The organism is Acinetobacter sp. CIP 102136 (assembly GCF_000369685.1).
Classification (GTDB): Bacteria; Pseudomonadota; Gammaproteobacteria; order Pseudomonadales; family Moraxellaceae; genus Acinetobacter; species Acinetobacter fasciculus.
Window position 1 is genome coordinate 1471652 of the sequence record NZ_KB850142.1, and the last position, 20585, is coordinate 1492236.

20 protein-coding genes are annotated in these 20585 nt (G+C 37.4%); all 20 read right to left on the reverse strand.

Features of this window, described 5'->3' with window-relative positions; all coding sequences use genetic code 11:
- Window positions 1-137 precede the first annotated feature (137 nt).
- A complete protein-coding gene (gene arsH, locus F893_RS12480) occupies window positions 138-842 on the reverse strand; it encodes an arsenical resistance protein ArsH (protein ID WP_005252321.1) in 705 nt (234 codons plus the stop codon).
- Between the two features lie 5 nt (window positions 843-847).
- Complete coding sequence (gene arsB, locus F893_RS12485) at window positions 848-1888, reverse strand: ACR3 family arsenite efflux transporter (RefSeq protein WP_005252322.1); 1041 nt, start codon at window positions 1886-1888, stop codon at window positions 848-850.
- A gap of 3 nt (window positions 1889-1891) precedes the next feature.
- Window positions 1892-2365: an arsenate reductase ArsC gene (locus F893_RS12490; protein WP_005252323.1), complete on the reverse strand. Its 474-nt coding sequence runs from the start codon at window positions 2363-2365 to the stop codon at window positions 1892-1894.
- A gap of 5 nt (window positions 2366-2370) precedes the next feature.
- Window positions 2371-2694 carry an ArsR/SmtB family transcription factor gene (locus F893_RS12495; protein WP_005252324.1) on the reverse strand — a complete coding sequence of 108 codons (324 nt, stop codon included), beginning with the start codon at window positions 2692-2694 and terminating at the stop codon, window positions 2371-2373.
- A 279-nt stretch (window positions 2695-2973) separates the two neighbouring features.
- Window positions 2974-3582, reverse strand: a complete 609-nt coding sequence (locus F893_RS12500; protein ID WP_034436503.1) for an HAD family hydrolase — start codon at window positions 3580-3582, stop codon at window positions 2974-2976.
- Between the two features lie 287 nt (window positions 3583-3869).
- On the reverse strand, window positions 3870-4664 hold the full coding sequence (locus F893_RS12505) for a condensation domain-containing protein (protein ID WP_005252326.1): 795 nt from the start codon (window positions 4662-4664) through the stop codon (window positions 3870-3872).
- Between the two features lie 59 nt (window positions 4665-4723).
- A complete protein-coding gene (locus tag F893_RS12510; protein ID WP_108675453.1) occupies window positions 4724-5290 on the reverse strand; it encodes an IS630 family transposase in 567 nt (188 codons plus the stop codon).
- On the reverse strand, window positions 5280-5735 hold the full coding sequence (locus tag F893_RS12515; RefSeq protein ID WP_004647755.1) for a helix-turn-helix domain-containing protein: 456 nt from the start codon (window positions 5733-5735) through the stop codon (window positions 5280-5282). The genes F893_RS12510 and F893_RS12515 overlap by 11 nt, the downstream gene beginning before the upstream one ends.
- Window positions 5736-5849: 114 nt before the next feature.
- On the reverse strand, window positions 5850-6356 hold the full coding sequence (locus tag F893_RS12520; RefSeq protein WP_004278676.1) for a GNAT family N-acetyltransferase: 507 nt from the start codon (window positions 6354-6356) through the stop codon (window positions 5850-5852).
- A 569-nt stretch (window positions 6357-6925) separates the two neighbouring features.
- Window positions 6926-8572 (reverse strand): IS66-like element ISAba17 family transposase, encoded by a 1647-nt coding sequence (locus tag F893_RS12525; protein ID WP_005252329.1) that lies wholly within the window; start codon window positions 8570-8572, stop codon window positions 6926-6928.
- Window positions 8573-8646: 74 nt separating this feature from the next.
- Entirely contained in the window at window positions 8647-8982 is a 336-nt protein-coding gene (tnpB, locus tag F893_RS12530; protein ID WP_000618090.1) for an IS66 family insertion sequence element accessory protein TnpB, read from the reverse strand.
- Entirely contained in the window at window positions 8979-9278 is a 300-nt protein-coding gene (locus tag F893_RS12535; RefSeq protein WP_005252331.1) for a hypothetical protein, read from the reverse strand. Before F893_RS12535 ends, tnpB begins: the two co-directional genes overlap by 4 nt.
- A gap of 327 nt (window positions 9279-9605) precedes the next feature.
- Window positions 9606-10634 (reverse strand): IS701 family transposase, encoded by a 1029-nt coding sequence (locus F893_RS12540; protein WP_079255106.1) that lies wholly within the window; start codon window positions 10632-10634, stop codon window positions 9606-9608.
- An 88-nt stretch (window positions 10635-10722) separates the two neighbouring features.
- Complete coding sequence (locus F893_RS12545; protein ID WP_005252333.1) at window positions 10723-11787, reverse strand: hypothetical protein; 1065 nt, start codon at window positions 11785-11787, stop codon at window positions 10723-10725.
- A gap of 144 nt (window positions 11788-11931) precedes the next feature.
- A protein-coding gene (locus F893_RS17540; protein ID WP_101627170.1) for an IS5 family transposase occupies window positions 11932-12754 on the reverse strand; the annotation gives its coding sequence in 2 pieces (ribosomal slippage) (window positions 11932-12372 and window positions 12374-12754; 822 coding nt in all).
- A gap of 99 nt (window positions 12755-12853) precedes the next feature.
- The gene (locus F893_RS12560; protein WP_005252338.1) at window positions 12854-14521 is read right to left on the reverse strand and encodes an ATP-binding protein; all 1668 of its coding nucleotides are present in this window, start codon (window positions 14519-14521) and stop codon (window positions 12854-12856) included.
- The gene (locus tag F893_RS12565; RefSeq protein ID WP_005252340.1) at window positions 14514-15716 is read right to left on the reverse strand and encodes an SIR2 family protein; all 1203 of its coding nucleotides are present in this window, start codon (window positions 15714-15716) and stop codon (window positions 14514-14516) included. The genes F893_RS12560 and F893_RS12565 overlap by 8 nt, the downstream gene beginning before the upstream one ends.
- A gap of 25 nt (window positions 15717-15741) precedes the next feature.
- Window positions 15742-19185, reverse strand: a complete 3444-nt coding sequence (locus F893_RS12570; protein ID WP_005252343.1) for a DEAD/DEAH box helicase family protein — start codon at window positions 19183-19185, stop codon at window positions 15742-15744.
- 20 nt (window positions 19186-19205) lie between these two features.
- On the reverse strand, window positions 19206-19724 hold the full coding sequence (locus tag F893_RS12575) for a restriction endonuclease subunit S (RefSeq protein ID WP_322111758.1): 519 nt from the start codon (window positions 19722-19724) through the stop codon (window positions 19206-19208).
- 12 nt (window positions 19725-19736) lie between these two features.
- A protein-coding gene (locus F893_RS17545) for an IS5 family transposase (protein WP_100354842.1) occupies window positions 19737-20550 on the reverse strand; the annotation gives its coding sequence in 2 pieces (ribosomal slippage) (window positions 19737-20162 and window positions 20164-20550; 813 coding nt in all).
- Window positions 20551-20585 lie beyond the last annotated feature (35 nt).

Genomic DNA, 20585 nt, shown 5'->3' on the forward strand with positions numbered 1-20585 from the left:
ACTCTACTGCTTTACCTCTCTTTTTATACATAGATTCACCTTCAAGATTAACGTCATGCGACTCATAGTTTGTCATAAAAAAACCGCCATTATTAATGGCGGTTTTTTATAAGCTAGATACTTTATAAACTAGATACTTATAAACTACGCTGATTTACACGCTTAGATAATTCTTCAGCACTTTCTACCCGTTCAGAGTAGCGGTCAGTGAGGTATGAAGCCTGTCCTCTCGTTAAGAGGGTAAACTTGTATAACTCTTCCATTACATCGACAATACGGTTGTAGTAAGAAGAAGGCTTCATACGACCATCCTCTTCAAACTCCATGAATGCTTTGGGTACTGAGGACTGATTTGGAATCGTGATCATCCGCATCCAGCGTCCTAGAATACGCAATTGATTCACTGCATTAAAAGATTGAGAGCCACCACACACTTGCATTACAGCTAAGGTTTTACCTTGAGTTGCACGTATTGCACCTGCTGCAAGTGGAATCCAGTCAATTTGAGCTTTCAAGATGGAACTCATTGAGCCATGACGCTCAGGAGAGCACCACACCATACCTTCTGACCATGCTAAGAGTTCATGAAGCTCTTTCACTTTAGGATGTTCCATATCACCATCTTCAGGGAGAGGTAAACCTTTAGGATGGAAAATTTTAACTTCGGCATCGAAATACTCTAGGATTCGGCCAGCTTCTTGAACAGCTAAACGGCTATATGATCTATCACGGTTTGAACCATACAGAAGCAGTATTCTTGGTGGATGATCTAGCTCTTTGGCTTGAACCTTTTCTAAAGTAGGCTTTTCTAAAAGACTTAAATCAATATTCGGTAAATTCATCAGATTCATACCTCTTTAAAAACTTTTTTTCTCAGCCATAAAGACACCGTAACTAAAGTGATCAATACAGGAACTTCTACTAATGGCCCAATGACTGTTGTGAAAGCAACAGGCGAAGCTAGGCCAAAAGTGGCAATAGCGACAGCAAGCGCCAATTCAAAATTGTTTCCTGCGGCAGTAAAGGAGATAGCGGTAGTTTTAGGATAGTCATTGCCCATCCACTTGCTCATGAAGAAGCTAATAAAGAACATCACAATAAAGTAAATGGTTAAAGGAATTGCAATTCTAAGCACGTCTAGAGGTAGATTGACTACTTCACCACCTTTAAGGCTAAACATGGCTACAATCGTAAATAAGAGCGCAATCAGACTAAGTGGACTGATCTTGGGAATAAACTTAGTTTGATACCATAGCAACCCTTTTTGCTTCACTAAAATCATTCGGGTTAAGAAACCAAGTAGGAATGGTATGCCGAGATAAACGAGGACAGCATGAGTAATTGTCCAAAAGCTCACATCAATAACCTGTGCTTCCACACCAAAATAAGGCGGTAAGAAGGTCAGGAAAAGCCAAGCATAGGTACTAAAAAATAAAATTTGGAAAATACTGTTAAAAGCCACCAATGCTGCTACGTACTGATTATCGCCACAGGCTAATCCATTCCATACCAACACCATAGCAATGCATCGAGCTAATCCAATCAAGATTAAGCCTGTCATATATTCAGGATAGGAATGCAGAAAAATTATTGCCAGGATAAACATCAGACATGGAGCTATCAGCCAGTTCTGAACAAGGGATAAAGTCAGAGTGCGTTTATCCTCGAACACTTTTGGCAAAGTTGCATAATCGACTTTAGCGAGTGGTGGATACATCATCAGAATTAGTCCTATTGCGATAGGAATATTCACTGAATCCACGCTTAACCTATCCAGTGCAACAGAGGCTTGAGGAAAGAACACACCAATGCCTACCCCTAATGCCATGGCAATAAAAATCCATAGGGTCAGGTTTCGGTCTAGAAATGAAAGTCTTGAGTTAGACATGGCTTACTCGATATTAGAAATCTTATTGATTTCATTGATTAGTTCAGAACGAGAAAGGCTATTTACATCAAGTGCAAATAAAGCGTCTAAGCGTCTATTAATGTGATCAACAGTCCTTAAGAATGCTTGAAGTTTTTCTTCTTCAGGAAGGTCTAAATGTGATGGGTCGGCTAATCCCCAATGCGCTTTAATTGCATCATTCAAATATAGGGGACATGACTCTTGAGCAGCCGAATCACATACTGTAATCACAACATCCGGTTGATACTGTTCACAGTCATCCATTGTTTTGCTTGATAAGCCTTCTGTAGATAGCCCTAAGTTTTTTAGAGTCTTAATCGTTAAGGGGTGAACTCTGCCTGTAGGTTTACTACCCGCACTATAAGCTTTCCATCCTTCAGGAGCACGACTGTTAAATAACACTTCTGAGAGGATGCTACGGCAACTATTGCCTGTACATAAGAAAAGGAATTTCATAGTTATTAATCACAATGAATAGAGATAGAAGTATCAGTAGAGGTGCTGTTGATCATGTCTTCGTTCTGATTCGAGATGATATTTAGTACAGCTTTAGCCCATTCAGGAAGATTTGGGTTCAGACGGTAATAGACCCATTGTCCTTGTCGCTGATCTAGCAAAATCGAAAGGTTTCTAAGTAATGCTAGGTGTCTGGAAATCTTAGGCTGACTAAGCTGCAAACGTTCAGTAAGTTCACATACACAGATATTCTGCTTAGCCATAACAAGCTTTAAGATATCCAAGCGAGTTGGATCAGAAAGGCATTTAAAGAAATCTGTTTGATCCATTTTTAACACTCATTTATATGCTATTTCGTATATACGAATATCCATATGTTAATACAATTGATATTTTGTTCAACCTAAAGTTGTTATATGAAAGATCTCGTTAAAGATTTTAAGTCTAAAAAAATCATTTATCGAAAATTGACACAGGTTGAGTCGTCTTACACTCATAATGACATCGGTTGAGTCGCAGTATGATGTCATTATTATTCGTTAGAAGAACTAAGATACTGAATTGATTATCATACTAATGACAAGCTATGTGCCGTTTGACGGATTTCACTACCTTAAAATTAGATCGCCTATTACATTCGTCAGCAGTTGCTTCTTATGACGTTGAATTAAACGTGCATCCATTCCTAAAGAAATGGGTTTTTCAACATCTAGAATTGGGTGATCTCCAATAAATAGTATTTCTGACATTTCACAGCTGAAATGGCTTTTAATAACTTCATAGATATTATCTTCAGGTTTTATAGCCCCAATTTCATAACTTAAAAAAAGCGCATCAAATACATTTGGAAGCAGCTTTTTAAGTTGCTCTCCGTAAGGCATGGCTAAATTAGAACATAGTGCAATTTTAAATCCATGCTCTTTTAATATTTGTAATGTGGATGTCGTATCTTTATAAAGTTCAATTGTACTTAACTCAAATAGGAGATCATCATTTATTTCGTGCAAAAGTTGAGGGGGAATATTTTCTCCAAAGAGCATAGCTAATTGTGCAATATCAACAGGATTAGACATAATAACACTTGCATCTTTGGTGCTTGGTTTTCTACCATTATCTTTTAGCCACTTCATTAACTTGCGATATGGAGATCGGCTTGTACCAATTTTTACAAGTGTACCGAAAGCATCAAAAACAATGACTTTAGGAAGGTGATTCATCATTCTTAGTATGGATACTAAACTTATAGTAAGTTCAGTCTAACCAAGGATTAAGAAAATGCAATTCGATTCATTTCATATTTCTAAAAAGATAAACTAGGGAGCTCAATATTCCAAAATATTGATTTAGAAGAAGACCGAGGAAACGAATTAACTAAGTAAGTAAATATAGGGAGGCTCCCTCGAATGAATACTTAATCTCAACTTTTAACTTCGGTTATTTATGGGAAGATTACGTTCTCTGATAATAGACCAAATCTAGAGTGAAAATATTGAACTATTAGTACTTAATTCTGTAATAGCATAAGCAAAGTTCCATCACATTGCTTACATGTCTCCTTTAAGCTTGTTACAATGGTTTCATGTATATCAAATCTATAACTAGCCCCATTAAAACATTGGATTGCTGGTCGCTGTCTATCTAATGGTAAATTTAGTAGTGCAGAACATCCTTCTAGATTTTTACTCCAATAAGCACTTTGCCGCTTTAATTCCATCTCATTTAAATGTTGATGCTGCCATTGAGCATAGTCGGCATATTGAATACTCAACTCAGATAAAGGTGAAGGAATATTTTGAACATACGCTGTATATAATGTACTCAATTCTTTATTTAAGACTTCAAAAGAAGAAATATCAAAAATAATATGATGCACTATAAACAATAATATATATTCTTCTGATGCCAACTTTAGTAAAAATACACGGAACAGTGGACCTGAGGATAGATTAAATTGACTATGAACTTCATTCTTAATGTACTGTTGAACTTGTACATCTCTCTCATCCAATGAAAATTCCATGAAATCAACAACAGGTAATTCTATTTCAAATTGTGCTGCAATGGTTTGTACTAAAAACTGGTCAGATATATTAAATGTGGTACGAAATATCTCATGACGACGCACAATTTCATTCAAGGCAGCTAGCATCTCTGGTATTTGAACTTGCCCAATTAGTCGAGTCATCGCAGATATATTATTAAATTCATTAACACATTTGACCTCCTCCTTGGACAGAAATTGCTCTTGTTCAAATGAAAGAGGAAAAAAGTTAGTTGAATTTTTAATTAATGACTTCATTAATTATACTTCCAAAATTAATTTAATAGTACTCAACATATTCACCTACTAAGTTGTCATTAAAAAGTAAACATGTATTCTTTTCCGAATTGGTTTGATACTTTCTCCACCCATTGCTCTATTTTGTCAGCTGTCATGACTTGAAAATCTCGCCAATAATATTTCATCTGCTTCCATACCATCTCGATTCGATTTAACTCAGGGCTATAAGCTGGAATAAAATACAGATTCGTCGAAAAGTTAGTTTTAAGTAGCTCTCTGTAATCAGCCATCTTTTTACTTCTATGAATCGAGGCATTATCAACAATAAGAACCAATGGAAGGTTATACGTCTGTTTTACTTGTTGAGCTATTCCAGTTAAATAGGCATAAAACCAAGTGCTTGTCACTGACTCTTGTAAACAACTAGTCACCAGTTTCCCCGTTGAAAGCAAACACCCCATGACATTAACTCGTTTTAATCTTATTGCATCAACCGCATGAACATCACCTATCTTTGTCCACGCATAGCGGTTATCAGGTGTAGATGAAAATCCTGTTTCATCAACATAACCTAATATAATTTCACCACGTGCCGCTTGCTCTCGTAATTCTTCAATCTGCTGTGTTGCTTGTTCAAATGCAATCGGATCTCTTTTTTTTCAAGCTATGACGGGTACGCTTGAAGACCATACCTGAATCCCGTAAAAACTTACGAATGGTTTCAACAGACACGGACACTTCGTATTCTTCATGTAGTTTGACTCGGATTTGTTCTGCATTGAGTGGACTTGTATTGACCCAATCTAGGATTTTCGCCTGATAGTCTGAGATCAATGTATTGGGTCGACCTGAGCGATGACCTTCTTTAATCGATTCAAACTCATACAATTCCCAACGTCGGCGTTGTAGCCTTATGGTTTCTGGGATACGTTCTTGTAGAGTGGCAACTTCCGCAACGCTTTTACCTTCGGAAAGCCAGAGAATAGTTTGGGCACGTTGCCTTTCACGCCAATGTTTTGCATGCTTGACCAGAAAAATGAGTCGTTCTCGCTGTTCTAAACTAAGTGGTACAGAAACAATTCTAGGCATGTGTGAACATCTGTTAACTAAAAAAACCTTTTCGCATCATTAGTTATTTTTGTCAACTTAAATAGTAGAATATAATCTGGCACATTTTGATTTTTGACCAGTTCCTAATGCAAATTAAAATAATGCGGAACATTCCATTTTTTGATTTTTTTCACCAGAACTAAGTGGTAAAACCTCCCACTCAGATATAAAAACAAAACCATGTCTAGAATAAACATCAACAGCTCTAGAGTTTCCAGGTGATACACTTAATACAATCCTATTGTGCCCTTTAGAAATCGCTAGCTCCTTAATAGTAGAGATCAAAATATCTGCAATTCCCTTTCCACGAAATTTAGGATTTACCCACATCGCCACTAAGTTAAAATCATGAGCTGAATTTTGTATCCCGCCAACAATCCCAATAGCTTGGGCATCTTTGATTGCTAAAATATATTGATATTTAGTTTTATGCGCAGCCCTATCACGCCATTCAGATTCACTATATTTCTCAACAATGGCATAAGTGGCAGAAAAAACATCGGGACTATCTAGAAGTGACTCCAAACGAACTGTTTTAAGAATTTCCCAGTCTTCTTCTATAGTAAGACGTACCTCTATTTCATCCAAACCTTGACTCATTTAACACCTCTAAAGAATTCTTCTAAAAGTAGTAGATAATTAATTTAACTAACAACTCGATACTTTAAACATTTCAATATAACCAATATATTATTCAGCCATATTGGGTCTTTATTTCAATAAAATTAAACAATTTAAACCACCAACTTATCCGAACCCATAATTACAACCAAACCACCCTCAAGTTAATAATTTACACTTTCAAATAATTAGCACTATAAAAAACAAAAAAATTAAAATATATTTAACACGTTAAAATTCAAAAAACTCAACTTTATAAAAATACATACCCCTCACATCAAACCATTTTACACTAGTGGTTTTTTAAAATTAAAACATTTGAAATCATAACAACCTCTTCATTTTATATTGCTAGATCTTAATCACAATTTTAAAGTCTCGAAGACCTCTTGGGGATAAAATACAAATAAGATCTCACATACATCTAACGTTTATTCATATTTGCAAATTTCATGCCCAATTACATAAAAAGTTAATTTAACTTTATCTAATAAATGATTAAATTAGCACTTCCTCTGTAAGCATCCGCTGAACGCCATCGCCAAGTTTTAACGGGGTTCAGGTTTCCAGCGGTGAGGTAGTAATTCTTCTATTTGGGGCACTTTATGTGTTGGCAACCTTTTCAGCACATCACTTAAATAGGCATACGGATCCAAGCCATTCAGCTTTGCTGACTGGATTAAAGTCATGATATTGGCAGCTCGTTGACCACTGCGCAGCGAACCTGCAAATAGCCAGTTCTTACGCCCCAAGGCCCAGGGACGCATTTGGTTCTCTATCCAATTATTGTCAATGGGTAGATTGCCATCATCCAGATAGCGGCTTAAAGCAGTCCAACGTTTTAGGCTGTAATTGATCGCCCGGGCGGTTGGAGAACTCGATGGCACCGTCAGCTGATGTTGGTTGAGCCATTCATATAGTTGTTGCATGACCGGTTGACTATGCTGTTGTCGGTATTCGCAGCGGTCTTCCGCTGTACCATCCGTCTTTTTTCTTAATTCTGCTTCTATCGCATATAATTTCTGAATCAGCACTAATGCCTGTTCAGCGACCTGACTTTTCTTGGTCACATGTAGTTCATGGAATTTACGACGTGCATGTGCCATGCAGCCCACCTCAATGACCTGACCTGATCTAAAGCGTGCTTTATAACCACTGTAATCATCACAGACCAAATGACCCTGCCAGCCTTTCAGGAAGTCTTCAGCATGCTGGCCAGAACGGCTATCTTGAAAGTCATAGATCACTGCCTGAACTGGATTGTACTGTGTGCTGGCATAGGCCCAGACATAACCTTTTTTGGGCTTTTTCTCATTTTCACCCATCTGCATGACCGTCACCGGTGTTTCATCTGCATGGATCACCTGCTGTTGCAGTACCACCTGTTTTAAGGCATTGGCCAGAGGTTCCAGTTCCACCCCACAGCGGCCAATCCAGTCAGATAACGTTGATCTAGACAGATCAACACCTGCGCGTAGAAAGATTTGACGTTGACGGTACAAAGGCAAATGATCGGCATACTTTGACACCAGCACATGGCTAAGCAATTCAGGTGAAGCAATGCCTTTATCAATCACATAGGCTGGCATCGCTTGCTGAGTCAGAGTGTCACACTGATCACAGACCCATTTACCACGCACATGCTGTTCCTTATAGAACTGTGCCGGTCTGAAATTCAGTTTTTCACTGACATCTTCACCGATACGACGCAAGGTACAGCCACAACTGCATTGGGTTGATGCAGGTTCATGCTCAATACGGAGGGTGTGTAGATGATCTGGCAACAGCCGACGTTTAGGTTTGTTGACTGGGGCTTTCTGTGCAGCTGCATTGGTTTTATCTGCATTCAGTCGTTCCAGTTCCAGATCAACCGCTGCAATATCTTCTTCAACCGCTTCATCCCAGAGATGGATTTGTTTTACGGTTAGATGTTCGTTTTTACTGCCGAATTTATGCTGTTTAAATAGTGCAAGCTCATGCTCGTATTTTTGATTGAGAATAGAAAGATGTTGAACTTTAGAATCTAATTGCTGATTGGTGACTTCAAGATGTTGAACTCTGGCATCTAATTGCTGATTTGATTGTTCCAGTTGTTGTTTAGATTGTGCCAGAGACTGATGCTGCATCGCCAACTGTCTGGTAAATTCCAGCAGTTGTTCATGGGTCAGTTGGCTTAAATCAGGCAGCGTATTCATGACCGCAGTATGCCTGAGGTCATGATGCAGAGGAAATAGAACGTTTGGAGAATAGCAGAATGGATGAGCCTGGTTTAGAGCATTGTTACCACTTGCTGCAGTCCGATTCTTTGCCAGGGCAAACCCTGGATCAGTGCCTGTAACTGCTCCGGGCTGATCGCCATACTTTCACCCTGGTGAACTTTAGCCCAGTGGAATTTCCCCTGTTCCAGCCGCCGGGCACACAGCCAGATACCCAGTCCATCATGCACCAGCACTTTCATACGATGGCCACGCTTATTACAGAACAGGTAAGCGCAATGCGGTTTGATGTAGCCAAAGGCTCTCAGCACCTGAGCCATGGCTGTATCCATCCCTGCACGCATGTCCATCGGCTGGGTAGACAACCAGATCTCATCAATACGAATCATTGAGTCAAACCCTGGATCAGCAACAGTAATTCAGTTACTGACTCCACCGGCCAGTCGATCTCGATCATCTGATCCCTTGCGGAACTTGGTGCCTCATGTAATGGAATCCTGATATGAGCGACAGCTTTCTTCTCTGGCACAAGTGGTAGAGGTGCTTCTTGTTTGACTGGAGTCGGGTGAAGAATGACCGGAAGAAAGTCAGTCTGTGGAATGGATGGGGTTTTTAATGCAGGGGGCATTGATCTGGACTGACGAATCCATTTATGTAGCAGATTGGCATTGATCTGATGTTGCATTGCTACCTTGGCCACTGATGTATCTGGCTGCTGGCATGCTGAATAAGTTGATGTTTAAATTCAGCTGTGAAGGTTCGACGGGGCTTTTTTAGCGTTGGTGCACTGTCTATAACTGTCTTTAAATCCATAAATAGGTGTCCACTTAAATTTAAGTGGACACTATCGCGGTATTAATGAGTTAGAAAAAGTGGGGTTCAGCGGACGCTTACTTAATTCTAGGATATTTTTGTAGTAATTCAGAGTGTCCAATATAATTTACCATTAAGTGTCTATTTGAATAAGAATATACAAAAATGTATTAGTTAATAAAATAGGACTTACGCACTATTATTTATAGATTCTCTGTGGTAGCAGATGATTTTTATCGAGAATAAAGTCATCAATGAAGTTTTTGATAACTGGTCTAAATAATTTCTTCTGCCAACGATATACATTTTCAAAGATCCGCTCAAACTGGTTCTTTTGTATCTCAACGTAGGCCATCAAGGCTGAAAAAATATGATTCAAAATCAGTTTAGATCGTCTTACTTGAAACTTTTCAATATGACAAACCTGTTTAATCACCCGGTGATATTGCTCTATTTTCCAATGACTTGAATGTAATTCATGAAAACCCTCAAAGGACAATAAATCATCTTCATCTTGATGCACAATATAAAACCTCTGCTGTTCTTTTAACTGAGTCTTAAATAATTGTACAAAGCCAAAATCTTTGAGCCAGACCACTTGACCCTGATGGAAATCTGGCAATAAACGCAGTTGAAACCATTGTCCTTTTTCTGGGGAAACCTTACGGTTACAGTCGATACCAAACATAAATCGAATACCATATTTTCTTATGGTTTTTAGATTTCCAGTCGATGAATACCAACTATCACCTGTAATAAATTGAATCTTTGCACCCCAACTGAGTACTTCACTTAACATATCCATAAAGTAATCATTCTTGGTTTTACTTTCAGATTTGTCATAAATTCGGAAATTAATTGGAATATTTTGACCATTTTGATCTGTCGCATACAAGGTAATGAGATTAATACCCTTGACGGATCGGTGGTGTTTGCCTGACCAAAAATAGCTAACCAAGTCCATATGTTGACTATATGGTTTATCTAAAACAGTATCATCAATACTGACTATAAGTTTATTATTATCAATATGTTGAATTGATTCTTGATATAGGTCGTGAGGTGTGTAGTCTTCACGTTCTAGAAAGCGATTTACACTATCATGCGAGATATTATAAGTCTCGGCAAGTTGTGTGCAGCTAATAGAGTTCGGTTCTGTCATGAGAAAGCCCATATAAATGGGTAATGTACAAGTTGCTGTAGAAGCATGTTTAATTCGTCTGATCACAGATACTTTATAAAGTATTTTAATACTTTTTTGAATCCGTCAATGCGTAAGTCCTATAAAAAATATCTCTATATAGGATCTTTTTATATTATTTGCTACTAGTAATAAAGTGGTGAATCTTTTTTTCTTCTTTCAACTGTGATTCCAGAAATTTAACACGATTTTCTAACTTTTGATTTTCTTCCCTGACAACCTGTATTTCTCTATCCTTATATTTTTCTTGTGAATTCAGTTGATGAAACTCATCTAAAACTGTAGCTTGCCATTGATCACCAGACTTATTGTTTCGATAATCTTGATACACAGATGCTCCTGCAATTAGAGTTGAAATAATTAATGAACCAACTGCAAACCATAATTGTATCTTCGTAGTATGTTTTGCTTCTTTATCTCTCTGATCTAGTCTTTCCAACATTGTAGCTGCAGCCTCTGCAAGCTCCTGAAGCGTTTTTGCCGACTGTGCTGTCATTTGTCCTGTCAGATGAGCCATTTCTCGATCTTGAGCACGTTCCTTAGCTAATATTTTAGTATGTTCAGCGAATCGATTATCTATAAGAGGTTTTAGACTAAACTCTGGAGGCTTCTGAAAAGCTGCTTTGTTTAGTTGGTCAAACTGTTGCCATGATTGTCCTAACTCAGAACTACTTTTACGAACTCGATCAAAAATCCCTTCAGTTGATGAAAATACTTTTTCATGAATTAGCTTAGCTTGTTTTTTAGTCTTATCCACCTCAGCCTTAAGCAATCTATCCAAAAACTCACTATTGTTCTCATTTTTATTACGAACAACCACAAGTTTATTGTCTTCACTTTCTTCTAATTGCTTAAATTGACCTGACAAAGCATAAACTTCAGAAATTAGCTCTATTTCATCGTCAGATAATTGTGCCATCTGATCAAGGCTTAGCTTTGATTCCATTCTATCAGCAGATAGGCTAGAAATTGTGGAGAGAAATTTACGAATTCGCTCTATAGTGGAGTCTTCTAGACTACTTGTATACTTTTCAATAGCACCAATTGTTAAAGGATATAAAAAAATTCTACCTATATTCGTATCAATATTAGCTATTGGTCTTAAAGTTATAGTCAGAATTTTATTAAGATCTAATCGAGTTTTAGATTTTTCTGACGATGTAGATTTTTTTTTAGACATGCTCTTTACGTACCCCAATATACTAGTAAAGTAATCTGTATAAGATGTATAAAAAAAAGATCCCTTAGAGAGAGCTTTTTTACTTCGATAAGAATAATTTCAAATGAAAATTACTAGTTAATAATAGATCTCCTGCGAAAGTCATTATTGCAAGTTTATCCGGTTTACGAGTGCAGCAATTAAGTTAATGCGTAAGCCGAATCTTTTCCGTCTATTTCGATAGCGTTCACTTAATATTCTAAATGTTTTCAATTGACTATTAATGTGTTCGATCACAACTCGTATTTTTTCAATCATTTTATTGTACTTTTTCTCAACATCAAATAAGGGTAAATTCTTCTTTTTCTTTATTGGCATCAATAATTTAAAGCCATCTTGCTCTAATCCGTAGTACCCTAGATCAGTCATAACATATTCACAATGTTTGAATTTCTTAACCGTTTTTCTTGCCAATTTAATGTCATGCTGACTGCCATTCGATATATCTAGCCCTATGATTTGTTTGCTGTTCGGATGATAGATCACTTGTACTTTTAGCGTATATTTCTTCTTTTTACCACTGTAGAATTTACTCTGATTTTTTTTTCGGACGTTCTATTGAACATTCTGTCGCATCAATAATTACCCAGTTAAAGTGTTCGTCTGCCGTGGTAATGCTTCGTTTTGGCAGAGTAAAACGTCTTGATTTCATCAATGCATCTTCAACCTTTTTAATGGTTCGATTCACATTACTTTCAGCGATATGGTAATTTGCCGCTAATTCCAGTTGAGTGCTGTAGTTCCGTAAGTAATTGAGAGTTAATAACAACTGATCCTCTATATCTAAAGTATGAGGACGACCTGATTTCTTTTTGAGTGATTCTGCTTTTTCTAAAACCTCTACCATTTCAGTAAAAACATGTCGAGGTACGCCAACCAAGCGTTTGAATTCAGAATCTGAAAAACGATTTAATTTCTGATATCTCATGAAATTTATATTGAGGTGGTTTTTACTTTCGCAAGAGGTCTAATATATAAATTATAAAAATAGGCTATTGCTTCAACACCTTCAATCACATAATAGAGGTTACAACCACTTATTTTGAAAATCTGCACCTGATGAGTTTGGTTTTACTTCAGGCTTGTGAATATTAATAGTTAGGGGAATTGGAAAATCATTTCCAATAAGAACTGCTTCTCCAGGTTGTAAACTTGGTAAAAAATCTGATGCTGCTTTATCAATTTCACCGCAAGCACGTTCAATAATTTCTCTATCGCGATCATTTGTAAGTCTATGAACAATCAAAGTTCCGAGCTGACTTAAAACGCCCTCTGTGATGTCTCTTGGTCTTTGTGTTGCTAGGCAAATATTTAAACCAAATTTACGCCCTTCTTTAGCGATCAATTCAAATGAATCTAATTGGGCTATAGTATCTTCATTGCCAATAGCCTTTCCGAGAAAGTTATGTGCCTCATCAAGAAAAACAACTAATGGCTTATTTGAGAACTTTCTAGCTCGTGCCTTATTCAATAAATGCCGTCCAATTACATTTGCCACTATTTCTCTTGCCTTAAATTCAAAACCTACATCACTAAGGTCAATTCTTAATATTTTTTTATCAGATTCATAAAAATCATCAAATTTTTGTATAAGTGTTGGTAAATCTTCCGGCTGAAAAACAAATTTAAAAGTATTTGAGGTTGTTATTCCATGAATCCTTGATATTAATGCAAGACAATAACTAAAACTTTGCTGATCTTCTCCCCATATACCATCCGTTTTCGGTGGCCATATACATTCCTCACGGATTTGTTTACTCAGCTTTAAAGGATTAAATGGTGTTGATGGATGCTCTAAGAGTTTTGTACCTCCTATAGATTTAATACAATCTTTCCATGATTGCTCAGTTCTTCTAATTTTCCAGAAAATACCGTGTTCAATTTTATCTAAATGTAAGTTTTGCTCCTTTAAAATATGAACAAGCCTTAGACTTCTTATAGCATCTCTAAATTTTGGCCCTTGTACTTTTCCAGACGGTTCAAATAGAGCAATAAAGTCGGTTTCTTGGAAACATTCTGCTGGCAAACTAACTGCTGAAGAACCAATTGCTGGATTAATAGGATTAGCTAGATGAATATTTTCAATATCTTCTCCTAAGAAGTCTTTATATTCACCTGTTGGATCAAGAATAATTATTTTCGAGCCAAATTTTCTGCATTCCTCTAAAATTTTTGCTGTCGTATAACTTTTACCTCCCCCAGTAGAACCTAAAATTCCCAAATGTCGTCCAAATAGCTTTTCTGGTGTAACAGTAATATCACACCCTTGATCTACATCAATAAAACCTATGTTTAACTCAACTTTAGGTATTCCTTTATTCATGCGTTTAGGTAGTTGAGCGATAAGTTCATGTGGAGCTGAATAAATTAAATCATTAATGTTTGGATAGTATTCAACGCCAGCAGTTACATGTAGATTATCCATCTGGATGGTACCAAGAAGTTGGATTCTACCTGCAATATCTAAGTTAGATTGATCTAAATCATCTTTTTTAATTTCTACAATACGACCAAGAATTAAATTTACCTGACTTTCAATTAATATGAACTCACCAACTTCACCCTTTCCATAACGTTTACCATGAAAGTAAGTTGCTTGATGATGTAAATTGATATATCCAAAGTTGACAGAACTAGCAGTAACAGCATTTACTTTTCCAAAAAGTAGTTCTGGTTTGATTACACCGTTATGCATGTGTATCTCCAAATAACTTCTTTATATTTTCATGAAGATTTTCTGCAGGAGACAATGCTGTTAGGTCAGGAATAAGACTGGAAAATTGCTGAAAATCACAGTTAATAAAAACAATCTCATCATTCTTTCTGTTATCTGCAATTTTTTTAAATATCTTCCAATACTTAGAGGTTTTAGGAGGAACTTCTAAGAAGTCATTTTCAATACTAGGAGAAACAATGATTACTTTTAAATGTGGATTTGACAGAATTGCTGATAAAATTGGCTCAGATAGATGATCATCATTAAATCCAAAGCCAGCAATAATTAAACATGTATTTGGTTCTCTTAAACTTTGTGAAAAGCGGGCAATTAATTCAAGATGCGGTTGTATGTATGATTGCTGATACTTCCCTTTTGCAGGAAAAATCATGCAGCTATCTTCAGCATTTACATTTTCTGCCTGCTTAATAGTATAAGAACTAGTTTTATCACGACTCCAATTTGTAGAGCCATGAAGTTTATAAAGTTGATACACTCCTTCTAAATAATGAATATTTGTTGATGAAGTAGTTGTATTTCTACGGACAATATCCATATCAAAAAATTTAGCATCATAAATACGGGGCATTGAAAAGGAAAAACCATCTATTACGGTAATACCTAATAATCCAGCAGCATCTTCAAAACATGTATCATAATTAGTAGTAAAAATCTTAACTCTAGGATCTTTTGACTTTCTTCTAGCCAGTTTTCTAATAAATTCTTTATGACCAACTAGTTGTGCGTCTTTATCAGTGAGAAACCGACATTTATCTAAAATTAATTCCTTACATTTTTTTATGAATAGTTCAGTTTTTTCTATGGTTTCTCCCACTTGAGAATAAGCTTCACAATGAGATAGACATAGCTCTATATTTTTATTGTTATCATCTTTATGATCATATTTGCATTCACTAAAACAATCTTCAGAAATTAATTTCATATCACCAGTCGTACATGATATCCATAAATCCCACATTTTTGGGCCTTTAACAATATCACCTAACGAGGTTCCACTACCTGCCAATACCATGATATTTGGCATCTGTAGTGCAGATTTTAATTTGACTTTTATATTAGTTTCAAAATTTTCATTGTCGGTTCCATCCTCATTCTTTTCTTCAATCCAAATGCATTCAGATGAATCATAGTATTTCTTAATTATCGGAGTCATATATCACCTTCATACATTTTAATTTTTAAGCCACCGCACTTTCATTAAACGCTTCAACAACCCCAAATATGTTGTCAGTATCTGCATCACCGAATACACCATCAATCCCTTCATAATGGATTTGATTGAATGGTGGTTCATAAAGCTGCGAGGCTTCTAATGTTCCCCGAATGGTCAAATGTTCAATCACCATTTCGATAAAACGAATCTGCTTTTCATTGTAAGTTGAGCCTTGCAGATATTTAGAGAAGGCTTGTTGCACCGCTTGACGATCTAAACCGACAAGTGAACGAATAAAGAGAGGTAATGGCTTATCTGTACCAAAGCATTCCTCAAATTTTTCTTTACTCTCAACTTCCTGAGCGTCAAACACAAATCGTTCTAGTTCGTTCAGGTCAGTTGGGGTAAGAGCTAAGCCACGCTTCAATTTGGCAATGGTGATGTGATCTTCATTTGATTTGATGAAGCTTTCAACTCGTTTACGGTATTGAGCAATGTTTACACCACTGGAAACCACGGGAATATCCACTTCTGTTGCTTCACCAATTTCATCATCAAGCATCGAGTACACAATCGTTGAGGTAGATTTCTCAATCAGCTTCACCAATCCCCGAATGCGTTTACGCATCGACTCCAGCATTGGAACAGTGATGCCTTCCCAATAGGCTTCAGTTTGTATTTCTTGAATCAGGTTAATCTGTGCCGCTACCACAGGAATATTTTCTTTAGTTTCCAACTTAGAAGCGATTTCGATGACTTTATTGGCATAAACCTGAATTGTCTTGGTATTTTTTTCCAGCACAGCAAGTTCAATGTTATAGCAAAGCATGTCAAACAGCTTGGCTTCTAGTGGTTCAGACTCTAGTTCGTTCGGAAGTTTTGAAATGTGTTCTCGTAATGTACCAATTGCAAGGTCATCCAAATTGTCCCAGGCAGTATCACTTTTAAAGTATTCAACATGCTCAATTTCAGATTTAACAATGAAGTTGTCTTTATTCATCGACTTCACTTCAGTCTGCAAGCTCTGACGCATTTCTTGCTGTACAGCTTTCATTTCTTCAGTTTGATAATCGGGTGAATTAAGCAAACTCAAAACATTCAAACGAGCTTTGAATAGGCGTTGTCCCAATGGTTCTGTAGTCGAAATAGGCGCACCATCAGGATTTTCATTGAAGTATTCAAAATTGGAACAGTAGTCGAAAATATAGAATTCTTTCTTGTCCACTTCAGGGGCAAACAGGTCTTTGCAAAGCCGTGTACCACGTCCAATCATCTGCGTAAACTTCACTTTCGAACGTACAGCTTTGAAGAAGACAAGGTTGACTACTGCTGGAACATCGATCCCTGTATCGAGCATATCTACGGAAATGGCGATTTGTGGGTCAGCCAGATCTTTTTTACTAAAGCTATCAATCAAGCTTTGAGCGTACTTGGTCGAGTGCGTAATCACACGGGCAAACTTGCCGTCATAGTGCGGATAGTTTTTATCAAAGCGTTCTGCAATGAAGTTGGCATGGTTCTGATTGACTGCAAAGATGATAGTTTTACCCAACATATCGCCACCTTCAACCTTGATGCCGTTTTCCATCAAGTGTCGTAGCATCTTGTCTACCGTACCTGTATTGAACAACTCTTTGTTAATCTTAGATGCTTTCACTTCATCAGGGGCATCACCGCCATCCCAATCCAGTTCATCCCAATGCAGTTTCTCTTCTTCTGAAAGCTCATCATATTTCACGCCTTCACGCATGAACTTCAACGGTACAGAATAGGCTTTCGGTGGTACGAGATAACCATCAGCAATCGCTTGGTTTAAATCGTAGTAATCGGTGGGGACACCACTTTCCAAACCAAACAATGCATAGGTATCACGGTCTACTTCATCGCGTGGCGTAGCCGTCAAACCGACAAGCAGACTGTCAAAGTATTTGAAAATCTCACCAAACTTTTGATACACGCTACGGTGGGCTTCATCGACAATAATCAGGTCAAACATGCCTGTACCGTATTTGCGTGTACCATCCGCATTCATTTCATCAATCAAGCCCATCATGGTCTGATAGGTAGAGAGATAAACCCGTCCATTCTGAGTTTTGCTCTCGACCAGATTGACAGGTGCAGAATCAGGTAGGTTGGCTTTGAAGGCATTGGTGGCTTGTACCACCAGTGAAGTACGATCCGCGAGAAATAGAACTTTCTGCACCACATTGGCTTTCATCAACACATCGACCAAGGCAATCGCGGTACGGGTTTTCCCTGTACCTGTTGCCATGATGAGCAAGCCTGCGCGTTCCTTACGCTGAAATGCTGCAAGCATGGCTTTGATGGCACGGGTCTGATAGTAACGCTCGACAATATTGGCGTTGATTGGGAAGCTGCCAAGATCAGGGTTGTTTTTACGTCTTTCGATCAGGCGTTTTAGTTCAGCTTGAGTATAGAAGCCATGCACCAAACGAGGTGGCCCACCTTGTACATCATTCCAGATACGGGTGCGATAACCATTGGTGTAGAAAATGACAGGGCGTTGACCAGTTTGCTGCTCCAAACAGTCAGCATACAGTTTTGCCTGTTGCTGACCCACTTCAGGATCAACTGATGTACGTTTCGCTTCTACCAATGCCAAAGGTAAGCCATTGGCATCATACAGAACATAATCGACTGAACCTTTACCTGAAGTGCTTGGCATTCCTGTGACTGGAACTTCTTCTCGCGCAGTAATGCCAATTTCCCAACCTGCTTCTTCAAGCAAAAGATCAATTTTTAATTTACGGGTTTCATCTTCTTTATAGTCGGTATGGTCTTGAACTTTGCTGTTGGCAAGTTTGGCTTGTTCGACTTGCTGACGTTTCTGCGCCAGCTCAGCATCAATATTTGCGAGCAGTTTCTCACGTTCTTCTAAACTTGCAGACAGCTCTAGTAGCTTTTGTTCCCGTTCACGTAACGCTTTGTGTTGTTCAGCGAATTCTTTATCAAAGGCTTTGGCTTCTTGCTGTAGCTGCTCTTTATTTGCTGTGACTGGTTGAGTGCTATCTGCGTTAGGAATCAGTTTAGGGTTAAATAGGACAGCCTGAGAGCGATTTTTTGATGGTGAGCCATAAGTACGTTCAAACCACACAAAGATCAGAAAGAGATGGCTGATATGTTTAACGGTTTCTTCAGTGGTCAGTTGTTTGAATTTTTTACCATGTACCGCACTGTTGCCGACCATGCGGATATTATCCATCTTGTCCCAAATGTAGGGCGGGATAATCTCTTTAAACTTTACATCGGTGATCAGGCTATACAGGGATGGGTCATAGGGTTGAGTGAGTTTTTTATCGTATTGATAGAGCCAAAAAACAAGATTTTCTAATGAGTTTCGGGCAAACATTAAAGCGGCTTGAGGGGAAATATACACAAGCTTTTCAGCTTCTTTTGCGGTGAGTGCTAGCTTGCTAAACTCAGGCTCTAAAAACTGAAAGTTGCTCATGTCTATACCCTCAAAATATTTTATAAATTTCCGCTAAATGCTTGGTTTTGTAATGATTCAAACAAATTATTTGCTCGATTTTTCGCATTTTTAAATTCAGATTTCATCTTATCAATTTTTTCAGAAATTATGAAAAATTTATTCTGAATCTCAATACTTGGAAGAATTAAAGGTATTGCACCTACAATAGATTTATTCAAGTTAGCCATTGTCTGACCTTGTGACACATTCTCAAGATATTTCTTTATAGAGTCGGAAGATAATAAAAGCTCTAGAAAAAATGGATTGATTTTTTCTCTATTGGGCCGAATAAACAGGCTACCTGTACCACATAGCCAACCGACTTCCTTTTCAGTTACTACAGCACATCTACCCATTTCACCACGACGACCTAACAGCACATCATTTAATCTTAAGTGATACTGGGTTAGTTCCTCATGCTTCGATTTGCTTACCGTTAATTTGTCATTAGGTATTATTTTCCCATTTTTTATATGGGATGGATTGATTAACGGTATGCCATTTTCAATATAGTAGATCTCTTGCGAAAGTTAATTCAAGAGCATCCAATTCACCATTCCAACAATTAAATTCATTCTTAGACCAAATCGTTTCCGTCTATTTCTATAGCGTTCTGTCAATATCCGAAAATGTTTAAGTTTGCCGTTGATATGTTCAATTGTGATCCTACGCCGACTGATTTCTTGGTTGATCTGTTTTGCTATTTTGGGTAATGATAAATTCTTAGGTTTCTTGATTGGAATGAGTAACTTACTCTTAATCTGATGAAATCCTTTATAGGCTAAATCTGCCATAATACAAGGATAAATGATCATCTCCTTAAAATACTTACGCGCAATCGTCAGATCATGTTTTCTGCCACTTTCGACCTGTATACTTACAATTTGCTTTAGTCTTGGGTTAAAAATAACCTGTGTTTTTAGCGTATGTTTCTTCTTTTTACCGCTATAGAATTTTCTTTGTTTTTTTGGGACGCTCAATCTGTGACTCAGTGACATCAACGATCACATAATCACCTTCACTAAACTTTTGATTCCTTTTGGGTAATGCAAAAATCCGTGATTGAATCAGAGCATTTTCAACTTTATGAATAGTACGATTCACATTACTTTCAGCGAGATTATAGTCAGCGGATAATTCAATTTGAGTCCTATAACAGCGTAAGTAGTTTAGAGTTAACAATAATTGATCCTCTAAACACAAAGAATGCGGCCTTCCAGATTTTTTCTTGGCAAGTTCAGCGTGTTGTAACACCGATACCATTTTTAAGAATAATGGACGAGGAACTCCAACGAGTCGCTTAAATTCCCCATCATTAAATCTAGTTAAATTTTCATATTTCATGGGGCCAGTATAAACAATTTTTTACTTTCGCAGGA